Raw genomic sequence first — 17659 nt, forward strand, 5'->3', positions numbered from 1 at the left:
TCCTGATTCCACAAGGTCGGGCACCCCCTCTCTTTATCTAAATCAACGTTCAGCGGTCAATTCGACCCACAGTCTTAATATTGATATTTAAAGAGAGAATTTCATGGCTCAGCCTAAATTTTACTTACAGCCTTTAGCGGCTGCGATTTGTGTTGCCTATTCATCAACTGCAATAGCACAACAACACCAAGCACATAATGAACGCGTTACTTTAGCGCCTATTGTACTCACTGCTCAAAAAGCCAATGATGCCAATGGATTGATTGTTCATGCTGATCCTAAACAAGCAATCCAACCGATTCCTGCTGTAGATGGTTCATCATACTTACAGAGCATTCCAGGCTTTAACCAAGTCAAAGGGGGTGGTGCAAATGGTGACGTGACCTTCCGTGGCATGTTTGGTTCACGCATTAAAATTGTGACTGATGGCAACGAAAGTCTAGGTGCATGCCCTAGCCGTATGGATACCCAAGCATCATATATCTCACCTGAAAGTTACGACAGTATTACCGTGGTTAAAGGCCCTCAAACCGTACAGTATGCACATACAGGTTCTGCTGCAACGGTGAGTTTTGATCGTGGGCCAGAACAGCTTACAACAGAGAAACCCTATCGTGGACAAGCTAGTGTACTTTGGGGTTCTTATGGCCGCTTTGATCAAAATATAGAAACGGCAATCGGTGATGAAAAGAAATATGCACGATTAAATGCTAACCGCTCAGTTGCCAATGACTATAAAGATGGTAATGGCGATAAAGTTCACTCGAACTGGGAAAAATGGAGTGCTGACCTTGCACTGGGCTGGACACCAGATGAAGATACTTGGCTAGAACTCAAAGGCGGTAAGGCAGATGCTGAAGTTGCCTATGCTGGTCGAGGTATGGATGGCTCTCAATTTAAGCGTGATAGTCTGGGTCTGAAGTTTGAAAAGAAAAATCTCAATGATGTAATTAAACAAGTCGATGCCCAAGTTGACTATAGTTATAACGACCACATTATGGATAACTTTAGTCTACGTACACCGCCGATGATGACAATGGGACCTGGTTCTATGTCTCACATGATGCCGAATCCAATGGAAATGCAAGTGACTCGCCGCTCCCTCAATGCCCGCGCGACGATGACCACAGAGTGGGATAAACTGAGTCTAATCACAGGTGTCGATTCACAGCTGAATAAACATGGTAAAAATATGATCATGTTTGCAATGCCAAGCATGAATACACCATCTTATATGGACATGAAGTTTCAGTCTTATGGAGCTTTTGGTGAATTGACTTACCAATTTAATGATGCAAATAAGTTGGTTACAGGGGCACGTATTGATCATAGTAAAATTGAACAATATGGCAAGCAATCTAACCTTATCGACACACGCAAAGAAACGCTACCAAGTGCTTTTGTTCGCTTAGAAAATACAGCATCTGAACATGGCCTCAAAAGCTATGTCGGTGTTGGATATGTAGAACGTGTACCTGATTATTGGGAACTTTTTAGTACAACCTATGCTTTTTCAGGCAATACACTCAATAACCTGAAAAATGAAAAAACCCTACAAATGGATTTAGGTACCCAATTTGAACATGGTGCTTTTAGCAGCTGGGCATCTGCCTATGTTGGTTTAGTGAATGACTATATTTTAATGCGTTACGTACCGATTCCTGATCCTAAAGATAGTAGCAAGACCGTTATTCAAACCCAAAGTCGCAATGTTGATGCCACTATTGCGGGTGCAGAAGCTGGGATGGGCTATCAATTTACAGATCAAATTCAGGCAGATGTTAGTGCCATGTATGCTTGGGGTAAAAACACCACAGATAGCACCGCCTTACCGCAAATTGCACCTTTAGAAGGTCGTTTTAACTTACGTTATGTTGAAGACAAATATAATGTCGGTCTACTCTGGCGTGTTGTTGCTAAACAAGACCGTATTAGTAAAAATGAAGGCACCATTATTGGCTACGACTTTGGCGAAAGCAAAGCCTTTAACACCCTCTCTTTAAATGCAACTTATAATTTAACCAAAGATGTCGATCTCTCTGTAGGTGTCGACAACTTACTCGATAAAAATTATACCGAGCACTTAAACAAACAAGGCAATAGTGGTTTTGATTATGCAGCTTTTGAACAGTTTAATAATATTGGCCGTAATTATTGGGCACGTATGAGTATGAAGTTCTAAGCATTCTTAATGAGCAAAAAAATAACCGAGCATTAAAATGCTCGGTTATTTTTTATCATGATTAGCGTGTAGATATTCTTTTCAATTACAGTTTAAACATCAGTCAAAGGCTTATTGACCACAGCACGACGTGTTTTCTTTTGTGCCAAAGCAATACCTAAGATAATGATTACACCACCAATCGTGTGGTAAACCGTCCAAGCTTCTTTTAACCAGAAGTATGCAATAATTGCTGTAAATACAGGCATTAAGTTCATAAAGATACTGGTGCGGTTTGGCCCAATATACTGAACAGCCATCATCCACAATAACGGTGCAATCAAAGATGGGAATAAACCTGCATAAAGCACACTTAAACCATTTTGCGAATCAATTGGATCTAAACCTAACCAAATAATAAACGGTATGTGGTAAATCAAAGCAAATGCAATCTGTATATAAACACTGATCATCAATGGGACTTTTAATTGCCATTTTTTTAAAAACACACCATAGAAGGCATAGAAAAATACAGCAACAATCATAATCACATCACCCAAATGACCACCTAACCCAAGTAGACTAGAGAAATCCCCTTGTGCCATAACATAGAGTAAGCCAAAGAGTGACAACATACTGCCGATCACTGCAAATCGATTTGGAATTTCTTTTAACAACAGCATTGAAACGAAGATGGTAAATACAGGAATAAATGCGTTGATAATTCCCATATTTGTTGCTGTAGTCTCATGTGAAGCAAAATAAGAAAGACCTTGATAAAGCACCATACCGAAGGCGCTGAGTACTGCAAGTTGAGTGAAGTTTTCACGAACAATGTTGCGTTGCTGCCAAACTTTAATCAACATAAAAGGTGTAAGGACAATAAAAGCCACTAACCAACGATAGAAACTAATGCTAATTGGTGAAATATAATCAACCACATAGCGAGTGACTGCGATATTCATTGACCAAATAAGAACGGCAAGCATCGGTAATGCAAATGCCCACCAGTGTTGCTGTATTTTTTGTTGCATAGCTTTTCTCGATATTGGGAGAATGTGTATTGTCGGCTAAGTCCGATTATAGGTAAATAGAGCATTTCAGACATTAATACCGTAGCTTGGACATTCAGAAATGTGAGTGAGTACACATTTGATGCTTAAAATAACTCCCAACTTTTTATTGCATATGCAGCAACTTGGTTAAGTTGTTCACGACCAACACCATCTCGTGCTTGAAAAGTCATGCCTTGCAATACGGTAGTATAAAAATCGGTTATCTCTTGGATAGACGCATTTTCGGATATTTCGCCTGCCTGCTGACCCTGTAACAAACGCTGATAAATCTTCTCTTTGACAGTCATGCGTTTTTGTTTTATTTCTTCTTGTAAATCAGAATGTTGCTCCGAACAATTCATCGTAGAAACCAACAGCATACAGCCAGTAGGCTTATTTTCTTGAACCAAGCGTTTCACGTTTTCATAGAGAAATAACTCAATAGCAACTTTAGCAGTTTTAGCATCACTAAAAATTCGATCAATCACGCAAGCTTCATTTGCAAGATAATACTCAAGACAACGCTGGAATAACTGTTGTTTATCACCAAAGCTGCGATACAAGCTAGGCGCAGTCAAATTTAATGCCTTGGTTAAATCACTAATCGAAGTTGCCTCATAACCATACTGCCAAAATAACAGCATTGCTTTATGCAGAACCTCTTGTTCGTCAAAACACTGAGGCCTGCCACGTTTAGCCTTTAGCGCTATGTTCGGTACCTCCGAATCGTCATGCATGTCTTTTTCTCTCATATGAAATACTTATTATTTTATAACAATCATTACTAAATTAATTGACAGTTACAGCAAAATCAAATATTTTTCATTTTTATAACGATCGTTATCTTAATAAACCACCGTAATCAAGGCTGTCCTATGAGCATAATTGACCCCAGTGAACCCCGCCCCAATAACGCGAATGCATCTTTTAATAACAATGCCGATGATCAAGGCAGTTGGCTCGCGTTAATCACCATCTCTCTCACTGCTTTCATATTAGTATGTTGTGAGTTTTTACCTATTGGTGTACTCAATCAAATTGCAACCGAGCTGCATATTACAACAGGTCAAGCGGGTCTAGCCATTACGCTCCCGGGCATTATGGGTGCCATTGCTGCCCCCCTGTTACCTATTTTTATTAAAAAACTCGATAGACGTATTTTCCTCATGGCACTTACAGGTGTGATGGTGTTTGCCAATATAATTACTGTTTTTTCTAGTAGTTATGAAGTGTTTTTATTGAGCCGCTTCATTCTTGGCATTTCTATTGGCGGTTTTTGGGCAACAGCAATTGCGTTAAGTGGTCGTTTGGCACCAGCAAATTTAGATATCGCTAAAGCAACAGCGGTGATTATTGCAGGCGTAACCTTTGCAACTGTTTTTGGTGTTCCAATTGGGACTTGGGTGGGTGAATTATGGGGATGGCGTAGTGGTTTTACCATGAGCTTGATCGTGGCTATACCCTTGCTGGCCTTACAGTATTTTTCCTTACCACGACTTAAACCTCAATCAGCAATCAAGCTTCGTGATCTTCCAGAATTATTTAAAGATGCTAAGGCACGCCAAGGGCTCAGTATTATCTTTTTAATTGGCTTAGCTCATTTTTCTGCTTTTAGCTATTTAGGTGCATTTTTCAAACAAGTTGCAGGATTCAATGCAGCAACCATCAGTAGTTTATTTTTAAGCTATGGTATCGCCAGTATTTTCGGCAATGCATTTGCAGGATTTAGTGCTGCAATTAATGTTCGCTATACCTTTGTTATTTTAGCGGTATGTTTCGCTATAGTCTTTTATAGCTTCCCAATTTATGCAATTGATCAGTCGAATGCTTATGTTTTAACGGCATTATGGGGCTTTGCTTTTGGTGCATTCCCAACAACTGCCAATATCTGGATGTTTACTCATGCAGCCCAAGCTGTTGAAAAAGGTATGCCTCTTTATATTGGTATATTTCAAATGATGATTGCATCAGGTTCACTCTTGGGTGGTTTTATTGTTGATCACTTTAACATTAATATTTTATTGCTCAGCCTATTAAGCTTAATCGTTTTGGCTTTAATTTCGATTTTTACTTGGTCACGCGGACTCAACAATCCTAAAACTTGTTGTAGTATAGAAAAATAATTTCAACAGCCCTCTCCTAGCTTATGTCACAAAATCTGAGTACATTCATTGAAATTGATGAATTTCATTACCAAAAAGATGAAATCGTTACGGCACATGCTGGGATTTGGGGAGACTTTAATTTTAGTCTCAATGGCTTACTTGAATATCTGATCGAAGAAAAGCGCTTCCTCTCTCCGCCCAATTATGGGATATGGATTCCGCCACAAACAACTCATTGTTCTACGGCGTTGGCAGATCACTCGACCCATTATATTTGTATAAGAATTCACCCTACACTCTGTCACTTATTACCAAATTCATGCAGTACTTTAAGCATCTTGCCATTTTTCAGGCAAACCGTATCAGAGTTATTACGACTTAAACAGCAGCCTCAACAAAATACAGATTATCATCAGCATCTATTGCAGGTCTTGTTTGATCAACTTCAATTTGCTCCAGCACACCAACAATACTTACCTCAAAGTGATCACCCACAGCTACTGCCGATCCTGCAAGCCTTATCTGACCCTGAAAAATTCACAAAAAGTTTGCAACAAATTTTGACTGAATTTCCACTGAGTGAGCGCCATATTCTGCGGCTGAGCCAACAACAATTACAGCTCTCATTATCAGAATGGCGAAATCGTGTAAAAATCGTTTTTTCTATTCATCAATTACAGCAAGGCGTTGCTATTAAGCGCATTGCCTATCAGCTTGGTTTTCAGCACAGTTCAAGCTTTATCGACTTCTTTAAAAGACGTACTGGCCAGACGCCAGCGCAACTCCGTGAATCGCAGCAAACTGTATCACTAAATTCCAATTAAACATTAAAAACTACCCAAAAGTATGAAAAACAAATATTATGGGACTGCTCTTTAATTAAAGAACACTTGTATGCAAATATTATTTCTGAATTAAACAGTTAATTTTTCCATGCAAATGTTCTGATTCAATAATGTTCGAAGGAATACACGATGAAAAAAATATTAATCGCAACGCTTTGTGCTACAGCACTTACTCTTACGGCATGTGATAAAAAAGCAACTGATACAGCTGCAGCAACTCCAGCTGTTCAACTCAGCAGCAACAATACTGCAGATATCAAAGCTGACTTTGCTGCAATTGAAACACTTGGTGCAGCTAAAGCAAAAGAAGCTTTAGAATTCCAAAACAAAATTATGCAATCTGCACAAACTGGTGGTGTAGAAGCTGTTAAAGAAACTATGGCAAGCATGGAAAAATTCACCGAAGGCTTTAACAAAGACTTAGATGCTTTAACAATTAAAAGTACTGAAGTTGACTCTATTCGTCAAAAAATGAAAGCATCGAATGACACAAGTTTAGAAATGATCAAAATGACAACTTCTGGCCAACCTGATCAAAACAAAATCATGGAGCTTCAAAAGAAAGCAACAACAATCCAACAAGAGTTAATCACTGAAACTCAAGCATTAAAAGCTAAACTCGGTTCTTAATTTCGAGCACACTACAGCGTGGTTTTTTAACGACGCTGTAGTATAATTCAAGACCACTATTCATCTAACAATTTATATAAATATTAGTCACATGCATAAACATCTTAGATTTATACTTTGCCTAGTGAGTGCTTTAATGCTCAGCGCATGTGATGATGCAAATCCTCCTTCTCCAAATTCTGAAATTGTGGTCAAAACCACCCCGCTAAGTCAAAATAATATTGCTGACCTTAGCTGCGCTACAAAGCCTGCAAGCACTCCGCGCTATAGATGATGAAGAAACTCAAGCCACTGCAAATCAACTGAGTCATCCAGAAACTTCTAAACGCTTATTCGATCAAAAGCGTCAATCGTTCCAGCACTATGAACATGAGCTCAATGAACTTGACCTCAAAAGTGTTGAAGCTCATCGTTTTCGTACTCAGTTGAAGAGCTTTAATCAACTTACTCTTGAATATCAAAAAGTTGAACAACAAAATAATCTAGATCAAAGCAGCCAAAAAAGCCTACAACAAAAGCTAAAAGAGGCTCAAAGCGAACTTGAAAATACTTATAGAGCTATGGAGAAAAGTATTTCTGCTGCGGGTGCTTGAACTTAAATTAAGCGTAAATTTTGTCATATTTGGCATACAAAAATCGTGTGATTATTCTTGTAGTTCGGCAATATTCAGGTTACAACATTAGTCAATTTAACCTTTTAAGTAGACAAATATGCAATCTATCTATGACATTCCTGTCAATACGATTTCAGGTGAACAAATTAATTTAAACCAGTATCAGGGACAGGTATTACTTTTAGTCAATGTGGCATCAAAATGTGGACTTACACCACAATATGAAGGCTTAGAAAAACTCTATCAAGAGAAGAAAGATCAAGGTCTACAAATTTTAGGCTTTCCAGCCAATAACTTTTTAGAACAAGAGCCTGGTACAAATGAGGAAATTCAACAATTTTGCTCTCTAAGCTATGATGTTCACTTTCCATTATTCGCGAAAATTTCTGTAGCGGGTGAAGACAAACACCCACTCTATGAAACATTAATTAAAGCTATTCCTGAACGTATTGGTGAAGGCCCTTGGTGGAAAGATCTTGTTGAGTACGGCCTAACACCTAATCCTGTTCCTGAAGTTCTATGGAATTTTGAGAAATTCTTGGTCAATAAAAATGGGCAAGTGGTTGCACGTTTTGCACCAGATATCACCGCAGATGATCCAAGCCTGCTAGAAGCAATTCGTGATGAACTCGCTAAATAAAAAATTAAATTTAGCCGACCATTGTTATCCCTAGAGAAAACAATGGTCACAAAATTAGTTCATAGATTAGATAACTGTTATAACTTTGCAATTTTTGTATTTTTATCCATACTTCGGCTCTATAGTGGGGAAGTCTAGAGATTAAAGATACTGTTTATGAAGCACCTTGTTCACCCTCGCCAACTTTCATTATTGCTCTTTGTATTTACATTGGGTCTTGCTGGTTGTAGCCCATCATCTGATGAGTCTACTGCAAAAGATACTCAAAACTCGGCTGATAACGCAGAAAATTCAGAGATTAAAAGTGGCAACATGCTATATATCGTTCGCGATGTTGCTGAGTTAAAAAGCAATACCAGTAGTTACTTTGACAAGATTAAACAAGATCAAGAAAACTTACAGCAAGCTTTACAAGATAATAATCCAACTGTAGTTGCCAAGAATATTACTGCGCTTAAGCAGCAGTTTACTAAAATGAATCAAGATCTAGCTAACTTAGAATTAAAAAGTAAAGAAGTCCATCAAGTTCGTCAGCAAATGATCAGCGCCAACAACCAACTGCTCAAGTCATCGATATTTAATGGTGAAATGGATCTCAGTGAAGAAAATTTAGATCAGTTGCAGCAGCAGATAAATAGTCTGCAGAATAATATCTTAGAACTCGGTGCACTTTTAATTCCAAAAAATAAATCTTCAGATTCTTAAAGCTTGTAACACCATCTAGATCACGCTTAAATCAGAATGTAGCATAAAAAAAAGCCACCTAACGGTGGCTTTTCCAATCTCGAACTGCGTCTTATTGAGCGCGGTTTTTGATTTTGCGGATGGTTTCCAACTGAGCAGCAGTTTCTGCAAGAGCAGCCAAAGCAGCAGCAGAGTCCAAATCGCTTTTTTGATTCGCAAGCAATTGTTCAGCATTTTTACGTGCTTCAATAATTGCAACTTCATCTAGGTTTTCGGCACGAGTTGCAGTATCTGCAAGTACCGTAACCACATGCGGTTGAACTTCTAGAACACCACCAGATACATAGATTAATTCTTCTGTACCATTTTCAAGCAGAACGCGAATTGCGCCCGGCTTAAGCAAAGTCACAAGTGGAGCATGACCAGGCATAATACCTAATTCACCACCTGCGCCTTTTGCGATAAGCATTGTCACAGTGCCTGAGTACAAAGACTCTTTAACACTTACAACATCACATTGCATAGTCGACATGAGATGATCTCCTTAAATTAGAGTTTCTCAGCTTTAGCAATTACTTCGTCAATACCACCAACCATATAGAACGCTTGTTCTGGGATGTGATCGTATTCACCAGCTAGAAGACCTTTAAAGCCACGAATTGTTTCTTTAAGTGGTACAAGTTTACCAGGAGCACCAGTAAACACTTCAGCTACGTGGAACGGTTGAGAGAAGAAACGCTGGATCTTACGTGCACGGTATACAGTAAGTTTGTCTTCTTCAGCTAACTCGTCCATACCCAAGATTGCGATGATGTCTTTAAGCTCTTTATAACGTTGCAATACGTTCTGTACAGAACGTGCAATTTCATAATGCTCAGCACCAACAACAAGTGGATCTAACTGACGTGAAGTTGAGTCAAGTGGATCGATCGCTGGATAGATACCAGAAGATGCGATGTCACGGCTCAATACTACAGTTGCATCTAAGTGAGCAAATGTAGTCGCAGGTGATGGATCCGTTAAGTCATCGGCAGGTACATATACCGCTTGGATAGATGTAATCGAACCAGACTTAGTAGACGTAATACGTTCTTGAAGAACACCCATCTCTTCTGCAAGCGTTGGTTGGTAACCTACCGCAGATGGCATACGACCTAGAAGAGCAGATACTTCAGTACCCGCCAATGTGTAACGGTAAATGTTGTCAACGAACAACAATACGTCACGGCCTTTACCGTTTTCGTCTTTCTCGTCACGGAAATATTCAGCCATAGTCAAACCAGTTAACGCTACGCGTAAACGGTTACCTGGTGGCTCGTTCATCTGACCGTAAACCATTGCTACTTTGTCAAGAACGTTAGAATCTTTCATTTCGTGATAGAAGTCGTTACCTTCACGAGTACGCTCACCAACACCAGCAAACACAGATAAACCTGAGTGAGCTTTCGCGATGTTGTTGATCAATTCCATCATGTTTACAGTTTTACCAACACCGGCACCACCGAATAAACCAACTTTACCACCTTTAGCAAACGGGCAAAGTAAGTCAATGACTTTAATACCAGTTTCTAAAAGGTCAGTAGAAGCAGCTTGTTCAGCATAAGAAGGTGCTTGACGGTGAATCGGTAAACGCGCTTCAGTTGCAACAGGACCAGCTTCGTCGATTGGGCGACCAAGAACGTCCATGATACGACCTAAACATGCTGTACCTACAGGTACAGAAATAGGTGCACCAGTATTCGTTACGTTTAGACCACGTTTAAGACCTTCTGTAGATCCCATTGCGATGGTACGAACTACGCCATCACCAAGTTGTTGCTGAACTTCTAAAGTAGTTTCAGTACCGTCAACTTGGAGAGCGTCATAGATCTTAGGAACGCTGTTGCGTTCAAACTCGACGTCGATAACCGCGCCGATGATCTGAATGATACGACCGCTACTCATTGCTGTCTCCTCAATTCAAAATAATGTTAAACGGCAGCGGCACCGCCAACGATCTCAGAAATCTCCTGAGTAATCGCGGCTTGACGCAGCTTGTTATAAATGAGTTGTAGGTTCTTGATAAGATCACCTGCGTTATCAGTTGCAGCTTTCATTGCAACCATACGAGCAGACTGCTCACATGCGATGTTCTCAATCACACCTTGATAAACCATAGACTCAATGTATCGAACCAATAAGCCATTTAAAAGCTCTTCAGCTTCTGGCTCATATAGATAATCCCAACCATATTGACGGTTAAGATCCTCGCCCGTATCAGCCGCAGCTAAAGGAACAAGTTGCTCGATTTTTTGGTTTTGAGTCATGGCATTAACAAAGCCGTTTGACACAAGATAAATACGATCTAATTCGCCTTTATCAAATGCGTCTAACATCACCTGTACAGAACCAGTTAACTGTTCAAGACTTGGTGCATCACCAATATTGGTCGCTGCTCCAAGTACTTTACCGCCGTAGTTTTTAAAAAACGAAACCGCTTTTTGACCAATCAAAGTAAATTGAACTTCAATTGACTGCTCTTGTTGCTGTTGTACGTGCTTAACCACTTTTTTGAACAGGTTAATGTTCAAACCACCAGCAAGACCACGATCTGAAGAAACAATGATATAGCCAACGCGTTTTACAGGGCGTTCAACCATATAACGATGTTTATATTCAGGATTCGCTTGAACCAAATGAGCAATTACACGGTGCATATTTTCGGCATACGGACGGCCCTGAGCCATGCGCTCTTGCGCACGACGCATCTTAGAAGCTGCTACCATTTGCATCGCTCGAGTAATCTTTTGCGTGCTCTTGATACTAGCTACTTTGGCGCGAATTTCTTTTAAGTTTGCCATACGCTTAACCTAGTATTCGAAAGCCCTTTCGAGCTTCCGAAGGTTGATCCGTGAACCAAACCATAACTAACTACATAAGTTGAAATTAGTAAGTTTGAGTCGCTTTAAAGCTTTCAATACCTGCTTTAATTGCAGCTTCGATGTCTTTGTTATAATCACCAGTTTCATCGATTTGTTGCATTAACGCTGCTTTTTCTGAACGGAAGTAAGAGATCAACGCAGCATCAAAGTCTACGATTTTCTTCACTTCTACGTCAGCCATATAGCCTTCGTTAGATGCATAAATTGAAACAGCTTGGTCAGCAATTGAATATGGAGCATATTGTTTTTGCTTCATTAATTCAGTTACACGTTGACCATGTTCAAGTTGCTTACGAGTTGCTTCATCAAGGTCAGAAGCGAACTGAGCAAATGCTGCCAATTCACGGTATTGCGCCAAAGCAGTACGGATACCACCAGACAATTTTTTGATGATCTTCGTTTGAGCAGAACCACCAACACGCGATACAGAGATACCCGCGTTCACAGCAGGACGAATACCTGCGTTGAATAATGATGTTTCTAAGAAGATCTGACCATCAGTAATCGAAATTACGTTCGTTGGTACGAATGCAGATACGTCACCCGCTTGAGTTTCAATAATCGGTAATGCAGTTAATGAACCAGTTTGGCCTTTAACTTCACCTTTAGTGAATTGCTCAACATAGTCAGCAGATACGCGAGAAGCACGCTCAAGTAGACGTGAATGAAGATAGAATACGTCACCTGGATAAGCTTCACGACCTGGTGGACGACGAAGAAGTAATGAGATTTGACGATAAGCAACTGCTTGCTTAGACAAGTCATCATAAATAATCAACGCATCTTCACCGCGGTCACGGAAGTACTCGCCCATTGTACAACCAGCATATGGTGCAAGATACTGCATTGCTGCAGGATCTGCAGCAGCAGCTGCAACAACAGTTGTGTACGCCATAGCGCCAGTTTCTTCAAGCTTACGTACAACGTTTGCAATTGTTGATTGTTTTTGACCAATTGCAACGTATACGCATTTAATGCCTGATTGTTTTTGAGCAATGATCGCATCGATCGCCATTGCAGTTTTACCTGTTTGACGGTCACCAATGATCAACTCACGTTGGCCACGGCCAACAGGAATCATTGTATCTACTGATTTATAACCAGTTTGTACAGGTTGGTCTACAGATTGACGCCAAATTACACCAGGTGCTACTTTTTCAACAGCATCTGTAAGTTTTGCATCAATTGGACCTTTGCCATCAATTGGGTTACCCAAAGCATCTACAACACGACCTAAAAGTTCAGGACCAACCGGAACTTCTAATACACGGCCTGTGCAACGTGCTTTTTGACCTTCTTGAAGGCTTAAGTAGTTACCTAAAACGACGGCACCGACTGAATCCTGTTCTAGGTTCAGTACCATACCAAATAAGCCGCCGTCGAATTCGATCATTTCACCGTACATTGCGTCCGCAAGGCCGTGAATACGCACGATACCATCAGATACCATAACAATGGTACCTTCAGTTTTCGCGGTCGCGCTGGTGTCCAGATCGCCGATACGCTGTTTAATGAGCGCACTGATCTCGGATGGATTCAGTTGTTGCATTGCGCTATACCTCAATCTTTTATAAGTTCAGTCTTCATTCAAGCCAATTAAGCAAGAAGACGTGTCCGCATTTTTTCAAGCTTGTTAAGCGCAGAATCATCTATCACTTGGTCGCCTGCACGAATAACAACACCAGCAATTAATGCTGGGTTTACTGTGACGCTTACGTTTACAACACTGTTGAAGCGTTTTGCCAACGCTGCACTCAATGTTTCAACTTGCTCAGCAGAAAGTTCCATTGCTGATTCAATAACAACGTCAGTTGTATTGTTATCTTGCAGTTTAAGCTGTTCGTATTCAGTAAAAATTTCAGGCATTAAAGCTAGACGATCATTTTCAGCAAGTAAAACTAAAAAGTTTGATACTGCATCATTTAGATCATCACCTAAAAGTTTTGCAAAAACACTGACCTGCTCAGCAGGTGTCAGCTCAGGGCGACTAAGATAAGCGGAAAATGCTTCGTCTTGCACCGCAGCACTGAGCACTTGTAACGCATTCGACCAATTGTCAGTTGCACCTTGCTCAGAAGCGAAAGCAAATGCTGCTTTGGCATACGGGCGTGCCAACGTCAAGAGTTCAGCCATATTTCGCCTCTCTTAAAGTTTAGCAGCCAGCTGATTCAGCATGGCATTATGAGCTTCTGCGTCAACTTGTTGGTTCAGAATTTTCTCTGCACCAGCAACTGCAAGAGCAGCAACTTGTTGACGTAATTCTTCACGAGCAGTATTGATTTCTTGATCAACTGACTCTTTCGCTTGTTGACGAATACGCTCACCTTCAGCAGATGCTTGAGTACGCGCTTCTTCAATCAATTGAGCCGCACGACGGTTCGCTTGTTCGATCAATTGACCTGCTTGTGCTTTAGCTGCATCAATTTCTTGCTTAACTTGTGCTTGCGCATCAGCAAGATCAGCTTTCGCTTTTTCTGCAGCGTTTAAGCCATCAGCGATACGACGCTGACGCTCACTAATCGCATTGATTAGTGGTGGCCATACAAACTTCATGCAGAATGCGACAAAGATCGCAAATGCAATTGCTTGGCCAATCAATGTGAGGTTGATATTCATTGCAAATTCCTCAATGGTTTAATTTAGGAATTAAGCTGATTAACCTACAAATGGATTTGCGAAGATGAAGAACAAACCAATACCAACGCCGATCATAGGTACAGCATCTAGAAGACCCGCGATTAAGAACATACGAGTTTGAAGTTGTGGAGCCAATTCAGGTTGACGAGCAACAGCTTCTAGGAAACGACCACCTAAAAGACCAAAACCAATTGCAGTACCTAGAGCACCAAAAGCGATTAAGATAGCAGCTGCAATTGCAACAAGACCAAGACCTAGTTCCATGATAATTCCTCAGAGGTTAGGTATATACCAATTTAAAATTTAAAAAATTTATACCTAACCATCATGTGATAGTTAGGCAATCCCATTAATGTTTTTCGCTTGCCATGCTTAAATAAACAATAGTAAGCATCATAAAAATAAAGGCTTGCAGGGTGATAATCAAAATATGGAAAATCGCCCAAGGCACAGACAATGTCCATTGGATCCACAACGGTAAAAGGGCGATCAAGATAAAGATCAACTCACCCGCATACATATTACCGAATAGTCGGAGCGCCAATGAAATTGGACGTGCAAGAAAAGTAACAAGTTCCAATAGCAAGTTGAACGGAATCAACAAAGCTTTAAGAACAGGATTCTTAGGGTTGAATGGATTAAGCGCCAATTCACCAACGAAACCGCTAATACCTTTTTCACGAATACTGTAGAAAAGGATAAGAGCGAATACAGAAAGAGACATCCCCAAAGTGACGTTCGGATCTGTAGTTGGTACGATTTTGAAATACACACTATGTGGATCCATACCAAACACACTACTACCAATAACAGTAGCAAGATGTGGGACGAAATCTACAGGGAGCAAATCCATCAAGTTCATGAGGAAAATCCACACGAAAATGGTGAGTGCTAGTGGTGCAATCAATCGTGATTTACCGTGAAAAGTATCACGTACGCTTGAATCTACAAACTCGATAATCATTTCGATTGCTGACTGGAATTTAGTAGGAACGCCAGCATTTGCTGCTTTCGCTACAGTCCAGAATAACAAACAGAAAATCAAACCTAGGCCTATAGACCAACCCATTGAATCCAAGTGAATCGCAGTGAACCCCATCTCTTGAGCTTCTTTCGCAGTTTCAGCCAACTTCCATGTACCATCCGGCATCTTGCCGTAAGTCATGTTGGTCAAGTGATGCTTGATATACTCAGTTGATGTAAGGGCATGTTCTTCAGCAGCCATAAATCACACCTGGTCAATGTCAAATACAAAACTGGAGTTAGTTGATGTCAGTTCATGCATGATATCTCACCAACTCCAAAAAAAACTTTTCAATTTCTGCCTGCTTTACGCTCGTTTCTGTTGTTTGGATATGCAATACGGCGCAATCCAAGACATGCTTTGTACGAGTATAAAACCACCGAATAACGCTACAGCAGACAACGGTTTGACGTTGCTTAAAATCAAAATAAATCCCACGACCACAATAGCAAACTTTCCGATCAATCCTCGATACATGTTCGATAGGATTTGACGCGATGCCTGTGCCCCCGCACTGCGGAAGGACTGCCAAGAAAAATAGCAACTTGCTAGCCAGCATACAAAAGCACCTAAAGCAGCACTTAAAGCGGCGTTTGCATCTTTGACAATCCAAGCAATGAATGCGGCAATCGGGATCATGAATGCTTGTAAAAAGACCAAAGCTTTCGCCAATCGTCGGTCTATCAAGCGATTAGGTCGGCTCATTTTTTATCTACTCACAGCATCGCTGCTTGACAAGTTTTGCTGATGATCGTTTTAATCGTGGGCATTATAGAGTTAGCCCCCTAAACATGCAATCTTTTCCCGACCTTAGTCGAGTTTTTTTAGCCAGTAAAGCTTTAAGCTAGCATGATAATTTCAAATAAAAATTTTCGTTATTTCTGCATCTTATTAACACAACCAATAACTTTCTTCGATAAATCCTGCCAAGCAGTCAGAAAACTTTGATATTGGGTTAAGTTTTCATCTACTGATTGAAACACTGTGCTGCCCAATTTTTGGTATTGATTTGCACTCACGCTTGCCTCAGCCAACAAACACATTGTTTTATAGTTTTTGTTGTCATTCAGATACTTAACTTGGCTTAGTGTTGGAGCAACATGCGGATCATCTGTGAGAGCACCAGCAAATTTCAGGTTCAAAGGACGTTCTAAATACTGGTAAGCATCGTGATAAGCCCAATAAGGTTTAGCGTTTGCAGAAGCATTTACTTTTTGCGACATTTGAGTTAGCTCTTTAGCAAACTGACGAGCATTTGCCCAATACGCCTGTTTATTTTTTGGATATTGTTGTGAACGTAAGGCTGCGATAAAAAAGCCGATACGCACAGCATTGTTTGGATCAAGCCAGACATGTGTGTCGATTGTGTCGTGTAATGCAACACCACGCGTATTACGCAGCGGTAAGGTCTGAATAATGCCGGAGTCCAATAGAGCAATCGCTTTTTTATTTTGATTGAACACTCGTTCTAAAGGCGCTTCGTGTGCTTTACCTAACCAAATAATTAACTCTGCATCTTGGATTGCTTTACGATTTGCTGGTGTTAACTGCACATCATGCCCTGTTTGTTTATCCAGCAACAACTTTGGCTCTTCAATGCCTTGTGTTACATGCTTTGCAATTAAATAAATCGGATGCGTTGAGACCAATAGAGTTCCCTGTGCCCAAATTGGAGCACTGAACAAGATACTCAAAAGCATTACAGCAAAGCGTGACATAATTAAAACACCAAGACATTTTTCATGTTATATTATAACAGAAGTAAAAAAACACCTATGCCCATTACATCATTTATTGCATTATTGTGGGCTTGATCATTGATTTTAAATTAATTATTTTTTGAGTTTTGAGGTTCTTTATGAGTCATTGTTTACATGGTAACCATGAAACACTGCATGGCGTACATGATCATCAGGATACACCAAGCCGCTTGGCTGAAGCTGAGCAGCTATGTGCTGCTGTTGGTGCAAAACTCACCCCTTTACGCAAAGAAGTACTTGAACTGATTTTAAATGCAGCTGCACCTGTTGGTGCATATGACCTTCTGGCCCGCTTAAAAAGTAATACAGAACGCCCTGCTGCACCGCCAACAGTTTACCGAACACTTGATTTTTTACTTGAAAAAGGCCTAATTCACCGCCTTACCTCAATCAATGCCTATATCCCCTGTTGTCATCCTCGTGAAGGGCATCAGGCAGCATTTCTGATTTGTACCCAATGCCAAACTGTCAAAGAAGGTTCATCTCCAGGATTAACCCAACAACTCGCGCTACTCGCTCAATCTGATCAATTCAGCACACACCTCAGTATTATTGAAATCTCTGGAATTTGTCAGCAATGCAG

General features: G+C 40.4%; 20 protein-coding genes. 8 read left to right on the plus strand and 12 right to left on the minus strand.

Annotated elements, in window-relative coordinates:
- Positions 1–103: 103 nt before the first annotated feature.
- Entirely contained in the window at positions 104–2182 is a 2079-nt protein-coding gene (locus Aru01_RS15520; protein WP_016654750.1) for a TonB-dependent copper receptor, read from the plus strand.
- A gap of 92 nt (positions 2183–2274) precedes the next feature.
- Here Aru01_RS15520 and Aru01_RS15525 read toward each other — a convergent pair whose 3' ends face one another.
- Positions 2275–3195, minus strand: a complete 921-nt coding sequence (locus tag Aru01_RS15525; protein ID WP_016654749.1) for a DMT family transporter — start codon at positions 3193–3195, stop codon at positions 2275–2277.
- A 125-nt stretch (positions 3196–3320) separates the two neighbouring features.
- Entirely contained in the window at positions 3321–3953 is a 633-nt protein-coding gene (locus Aru01_RS15530) for a TetR/AcrR family transcriptional regulator (RefSeq protein WP_016654748.1), read from the minus strand.
- 138 nt (positions 3954–4091) lie between these two features.
- On the opposite strand from Aru01_RS15530, the gene Aru01_RS15535 reads away from it, so the two are divergent.
- The 6 genes from Aru01_RS15535 to Aru01_RS15560 all read left to right on the plus strand — a co-directional run bounded on the left by Aru01_RS15535 (position 4092) and on the right by Aru01_RS15560 (position 8755).
- Positions 4092–5339 (plus strand): MFS transporter, encoded by a 1248-nt coding sequence (locus Aru01_RS15535; RefSeq protein WP_016654747.1) that lies wholly within the window; start codon positions 4092–4094, stop codon positions 5337–5339.
- A 23-nt stretch (positions 5340–5362) separates the two neighbouring features.
- Complete coding sequence (locus tag Aru01_RS15540; RefSeq protein WP_016654746.1) at positions 5363–6145, plus strand: AraC family transcriptional regulator; 783 nt, start codon at positions 5363–5365, stop codon at positions 6143–6145.
- Positions 6146–6295: 150 nt separating this feature from the next.
- Complete coding sequence (locus tag Aru01_RS15545; RefSeq protein ID WP_016654745.1) at positions 6296–6796, plus strand: PM1805 family lipoprotein; 501 nt, start codon at positions 6296–6298, stop codon at positions 6794–6796.
- 221 nt (positions 6797–7017) lie between these two features.
- A complete protein-coding gene (locus tag Aru01_RS15550) occupies positions 7018–7389 on the plus strand; it encodes a hypothetical protein (protein ID WP_016654744.1) in 372 nt (123 codons plus the stop codon).
- A 118-nt stretch (positions 7390–7507) separates the two neighbouring features.
- Positions 7508–8050 carry a glutathione peroxidase gene (locus Aru01_RS15555; protein ID WP_016654743.1) on the plus strand — a complete coding sequence of 181 codons (543 nt, stop codon included), beginning with the start codon at positions 7508–7510 and terminating at the stop codon, positions 8048–8050.
- 156 nt (positions 8051–8206) lie between these two features.
- On the plus strand, positions 8207–8755 hold the full coding sequence (locus Aru01_RS15560; protein ID WP_016654742.1) for a PM1805 family lipoprotein: 549 nt from the start codon (positions 8207–8209) through the stop codon (positions 8753–8755).
- A gap of 91 nt (positions 8756–8846) precedes the next feature.
- On the opposite strand, the gene Aru01_RS15565 is transcribed toward Aru01_RS15560, so the two are convergent.
- The 10 genes from Aru01_RS15565 to Aru01_RS15610 form a co-directional block, all read right to left on the minus strand.
- Positions 8847–9266, minus strand: a complete 420-nt coding sequence (locus Aru01_RS15565) for a F0F1 ATP synthase subunit epsilon (protein WP_016654741.1) — start codon at positions 9264–9266, stop codon at positions 8847–8849.
- A gap of 17 nt (positions 9267–9283) precedes the next feature.
- Positions 9284–10678, minus strand: coding sequence for a F0F1 ATP synthase subunit beta (gene atpD, locus Aru01_RS15570; protein ID WP_016654740.1), 1395 nt, complete (start codon positions 10676–10678; stop codon positions 9284–9286).
- Between the two features lie 26 nt (positions 10679–10704).
- The gene (atpG, locus tag Aru01_RS15575; RefSeq protein WP_016654739.1) at positions 10705–11574 is read right to left on the minus strand and encodes a F0F1 ATP synthase subunit gamma; all 870 of its coding nucleotides are present in this window, start codon (positions 11572–11574) and stop codon (positions 10705–10707) included.
- An 85-nt stretch (positions 11575–11659) separates the two neighbouring features.
- Positions 11660–13204, minus strand: coding sequence for a F0F1 ATP synthase subunit alpha (gene atpA, locus Aru01_RS15580; RefSeq protein ID WP_016654738.1), 1545 nt, complete (start codon positions 13202–13204; stop codon positions 11660–11662).
- A 47-nt stretch (positions 13205–13251) separates the two neighbouring features.
- Complete coding sequence (locus Aru01_RS15585) at positions 13252–13788, minus strand: F0F1 ATP synthase subunit delta (RefSeq protein WP_016654737.1); 537 nt, start codon at positions 13786–13788, stop codon at positions 13252–13254.
- A 12-nt stretch (positions 13789–13800) separates the two neighbouring features.
- On the minus strand, positions 13801–14271 hold the full coding sequence (locus Aru01_RS15590; RefSeq protein ID WP_016654736.1) for a F0F1 ATP synthase subunit B: 471 nt from the start codon (positions 14269–14271) through the stop codon (positions 13801–13803).
- 39 nt (positions 14272–14310) lie between these two features.
- Complete coding sequence (gene atpE, locus Aru01_RS15595; RefSeq protein WP_016654735.1) at positions 14311–14556, minus strand: F0F1 ATP synthase subunit C; 246 nt, start codon at positions 14554–14556, stop codon at positions 14311–14313.
- An 85-nt stretch (positions 14557–14641) separates the two neighbouring features.
- A complete protein-coding gene (gene atpB, locus Aru01_RS15600; RefSeq protein ID WP_016654734.1) occupies positions 14642–15517 on the minus strand; it encodes a F0F1 ATP synthase subunit A in 876 nt (291 codons plus the stop codon).
- A 105-nt stretch (positions 15518–15622) separates the two neighbouring features.
- Complete coding sequence (locus Aru01_RS15605) at positions 15623–16021, minus strand: ATP synthase subunit I (protein WP_016654733.1); 399 nt, start codon at positions 16019–16021, stop codon at positions 15623–15625.
- A gap of 170 nt (positions 16022–16191) precedes the next feature.
- Positions 16192–17034 carry a metal ABC transporter substrate-binding protein gene (locus tag Aru01_RS15610; protein WP_016654732.1) on the minus strand — a complete coding sequence of 281 codons (843 nt, stop codon included), beginning with the start codon at positions 17032–17034 and terminating at the stop codon, positions 16192–16194.
- A gap of 140 nt (positions 17035–17174) precedes the next feature.
- Between Aru01_RS15610 and Aru01_RS15615 the strand changes: the two genes are divergently transcribed.
- On the plus strand, positions 17175–17659 hold a 485-nt coding region (locus Aru01_RS15615; protein WP_042111579.1), incomplete at its 3' end, for a transcriptional repressor.

This window comes from Acinetobacter rudis (assembly GCF_000829675.1).
Classification (GTDB): domain Bacteria; phylum Pseudomonadota; class Gammaproteobacteria; order Pseudomonadales; family Moraxellaceae; genus Acinetobacter; species Acinetobacter rudis.

What these genes read in the sequence shown, in the direction of transcription:
- Aru01_RS15520 (WP_016654750.1), top strand. Translation starts at nt 104, where the DNA reads ATGGCTCAGCCTAAATTTTACTTACAGCCTTTAGCGGCTGCGATTTGT.
- Aru01_RS15525 (WP_016654749.1), bottom strand. Translation starts at nt 3,195, where the DNA reads ATGCAACAAAAAATACAGCAACACTGGTGGGCATTTGCATTACCGATG.
- Aru01_RS15530 (WP_016654748.1), bottom strand. Translation starts at nt 3,953, where the DNA reads ATGCATGACGATTCGGAGGTACCGAACATAGCGCTAAAGGCTAAACGT.
- Aru01_RS15535 (WP_016654747.1), top strand. Translation starts at nt 4,092, where the DNA reads ATGAGCATAATTGACCCCAGTGAACCCCGCCCCAATAACGCGAATGCA.
- Aru01_RS15540 (WP_016654746.1), top strand. Translation starts at nt 5,363, where the DNA reads ATGTCACAAAATCTGAGTACATTCATTGAAATTGATGAATTTCATTAC.
- Aru01_RS15545 (WP_016654745.1), top strand. Translation starts at nt 6,296, where the DNA reads ATGAAAAAAATATTAATCGCAACGCTTTGTGCTACAGCACTTACTCTT.
- Aru01_RS15555 (WP_016654743.1), top strand. Translation starts at nt 7,508, where the DNA reads ATGCAATCTATCTATGACATTCCTGTCAATACGATTTCAGGTGAACAA.
- Aru01_RS15560 (WP_016654742.1), top strand. Translation starts at nt 8,207, where the DNA reads ATGAAGCACCTTGTTCACCCTCGCCAACTTTCATTATTGCTCTTTGTA.
- Aru01_RS15565 (WP_016654741.1), bottom strand. Translation starts at nt 9,266, where the DNA reads ATGTCGACTATGCAATGTGATGTTGTAAGTGTTAAAGAGTCTTTGTAC.
- atpD (WP_016654740.1), bottom strand. Translation starts at nt 10,678, where the DNA reads ATGAGTAGCGGTCGTATCATTCAGATCATCGGCGCGGTTATCGACGTC.
- atpG (WP_016654739.1), bottom strand. Translation starts at nt 11,574, where the DNA reads ATGGCAAACTTAAAAGAAATTCGCGCCAAAGTAGCTAGTATCAAGAGC.
- atpA (WP_016654738.1), bottom strand. Translation starts at nt 13,204, where the DNA reads ATGCAACAACTGAATCCATCCGAGATCAGTGCGCTCATTAAACAGCGT.
- Aru01_RS15585 (WP_016654737.1), bottom strand. Translation starts at nt 13,788, where the DNA reads ATGGCTGAACTCTTGACGTTGGCACGCCCGTATGCCAAAGCAGCATTT.
- Aru01_RS15590 (WP_016654736.1), bottom strand. Translation starts at nt 14,271, where the DNA reads ATGAATATCAACCTCACATTGATTGGCCAAGCAATTGCATTTGCGATC.
- atpE (WP_016654735.1), bottom strand. Translation starts at nt 14,556, where the DNA reads ATGGAACTAGGTCTTGGTCTTGTTGCAATTGCAGCTGCTATCTTAATC.
- atpB (WP_016654734.1), bottom strand. Translation starts at nt 15,517, where the DNA reads ATGGCTGCTGAAGAACATGCCCTTACATCAACTGAGTATATCAAGCAT.
- Aru01_RS15605 (WP_016654733.1), bottom strand. Translation starts at nt 16,021, where the DNA reads ATGAGCCGACCTAATCGCTTGATAGACCGACGATTGGCGAAAGCTTTG.
- Aru01_RS15610 (WP_016654732.1), bottom strand. Translation starts at nt 17,034, where the DNA reads ATGTCACGCTTTGCTGTAATGCTTTTGAGTATCTTGTTCAGTGCTCCA.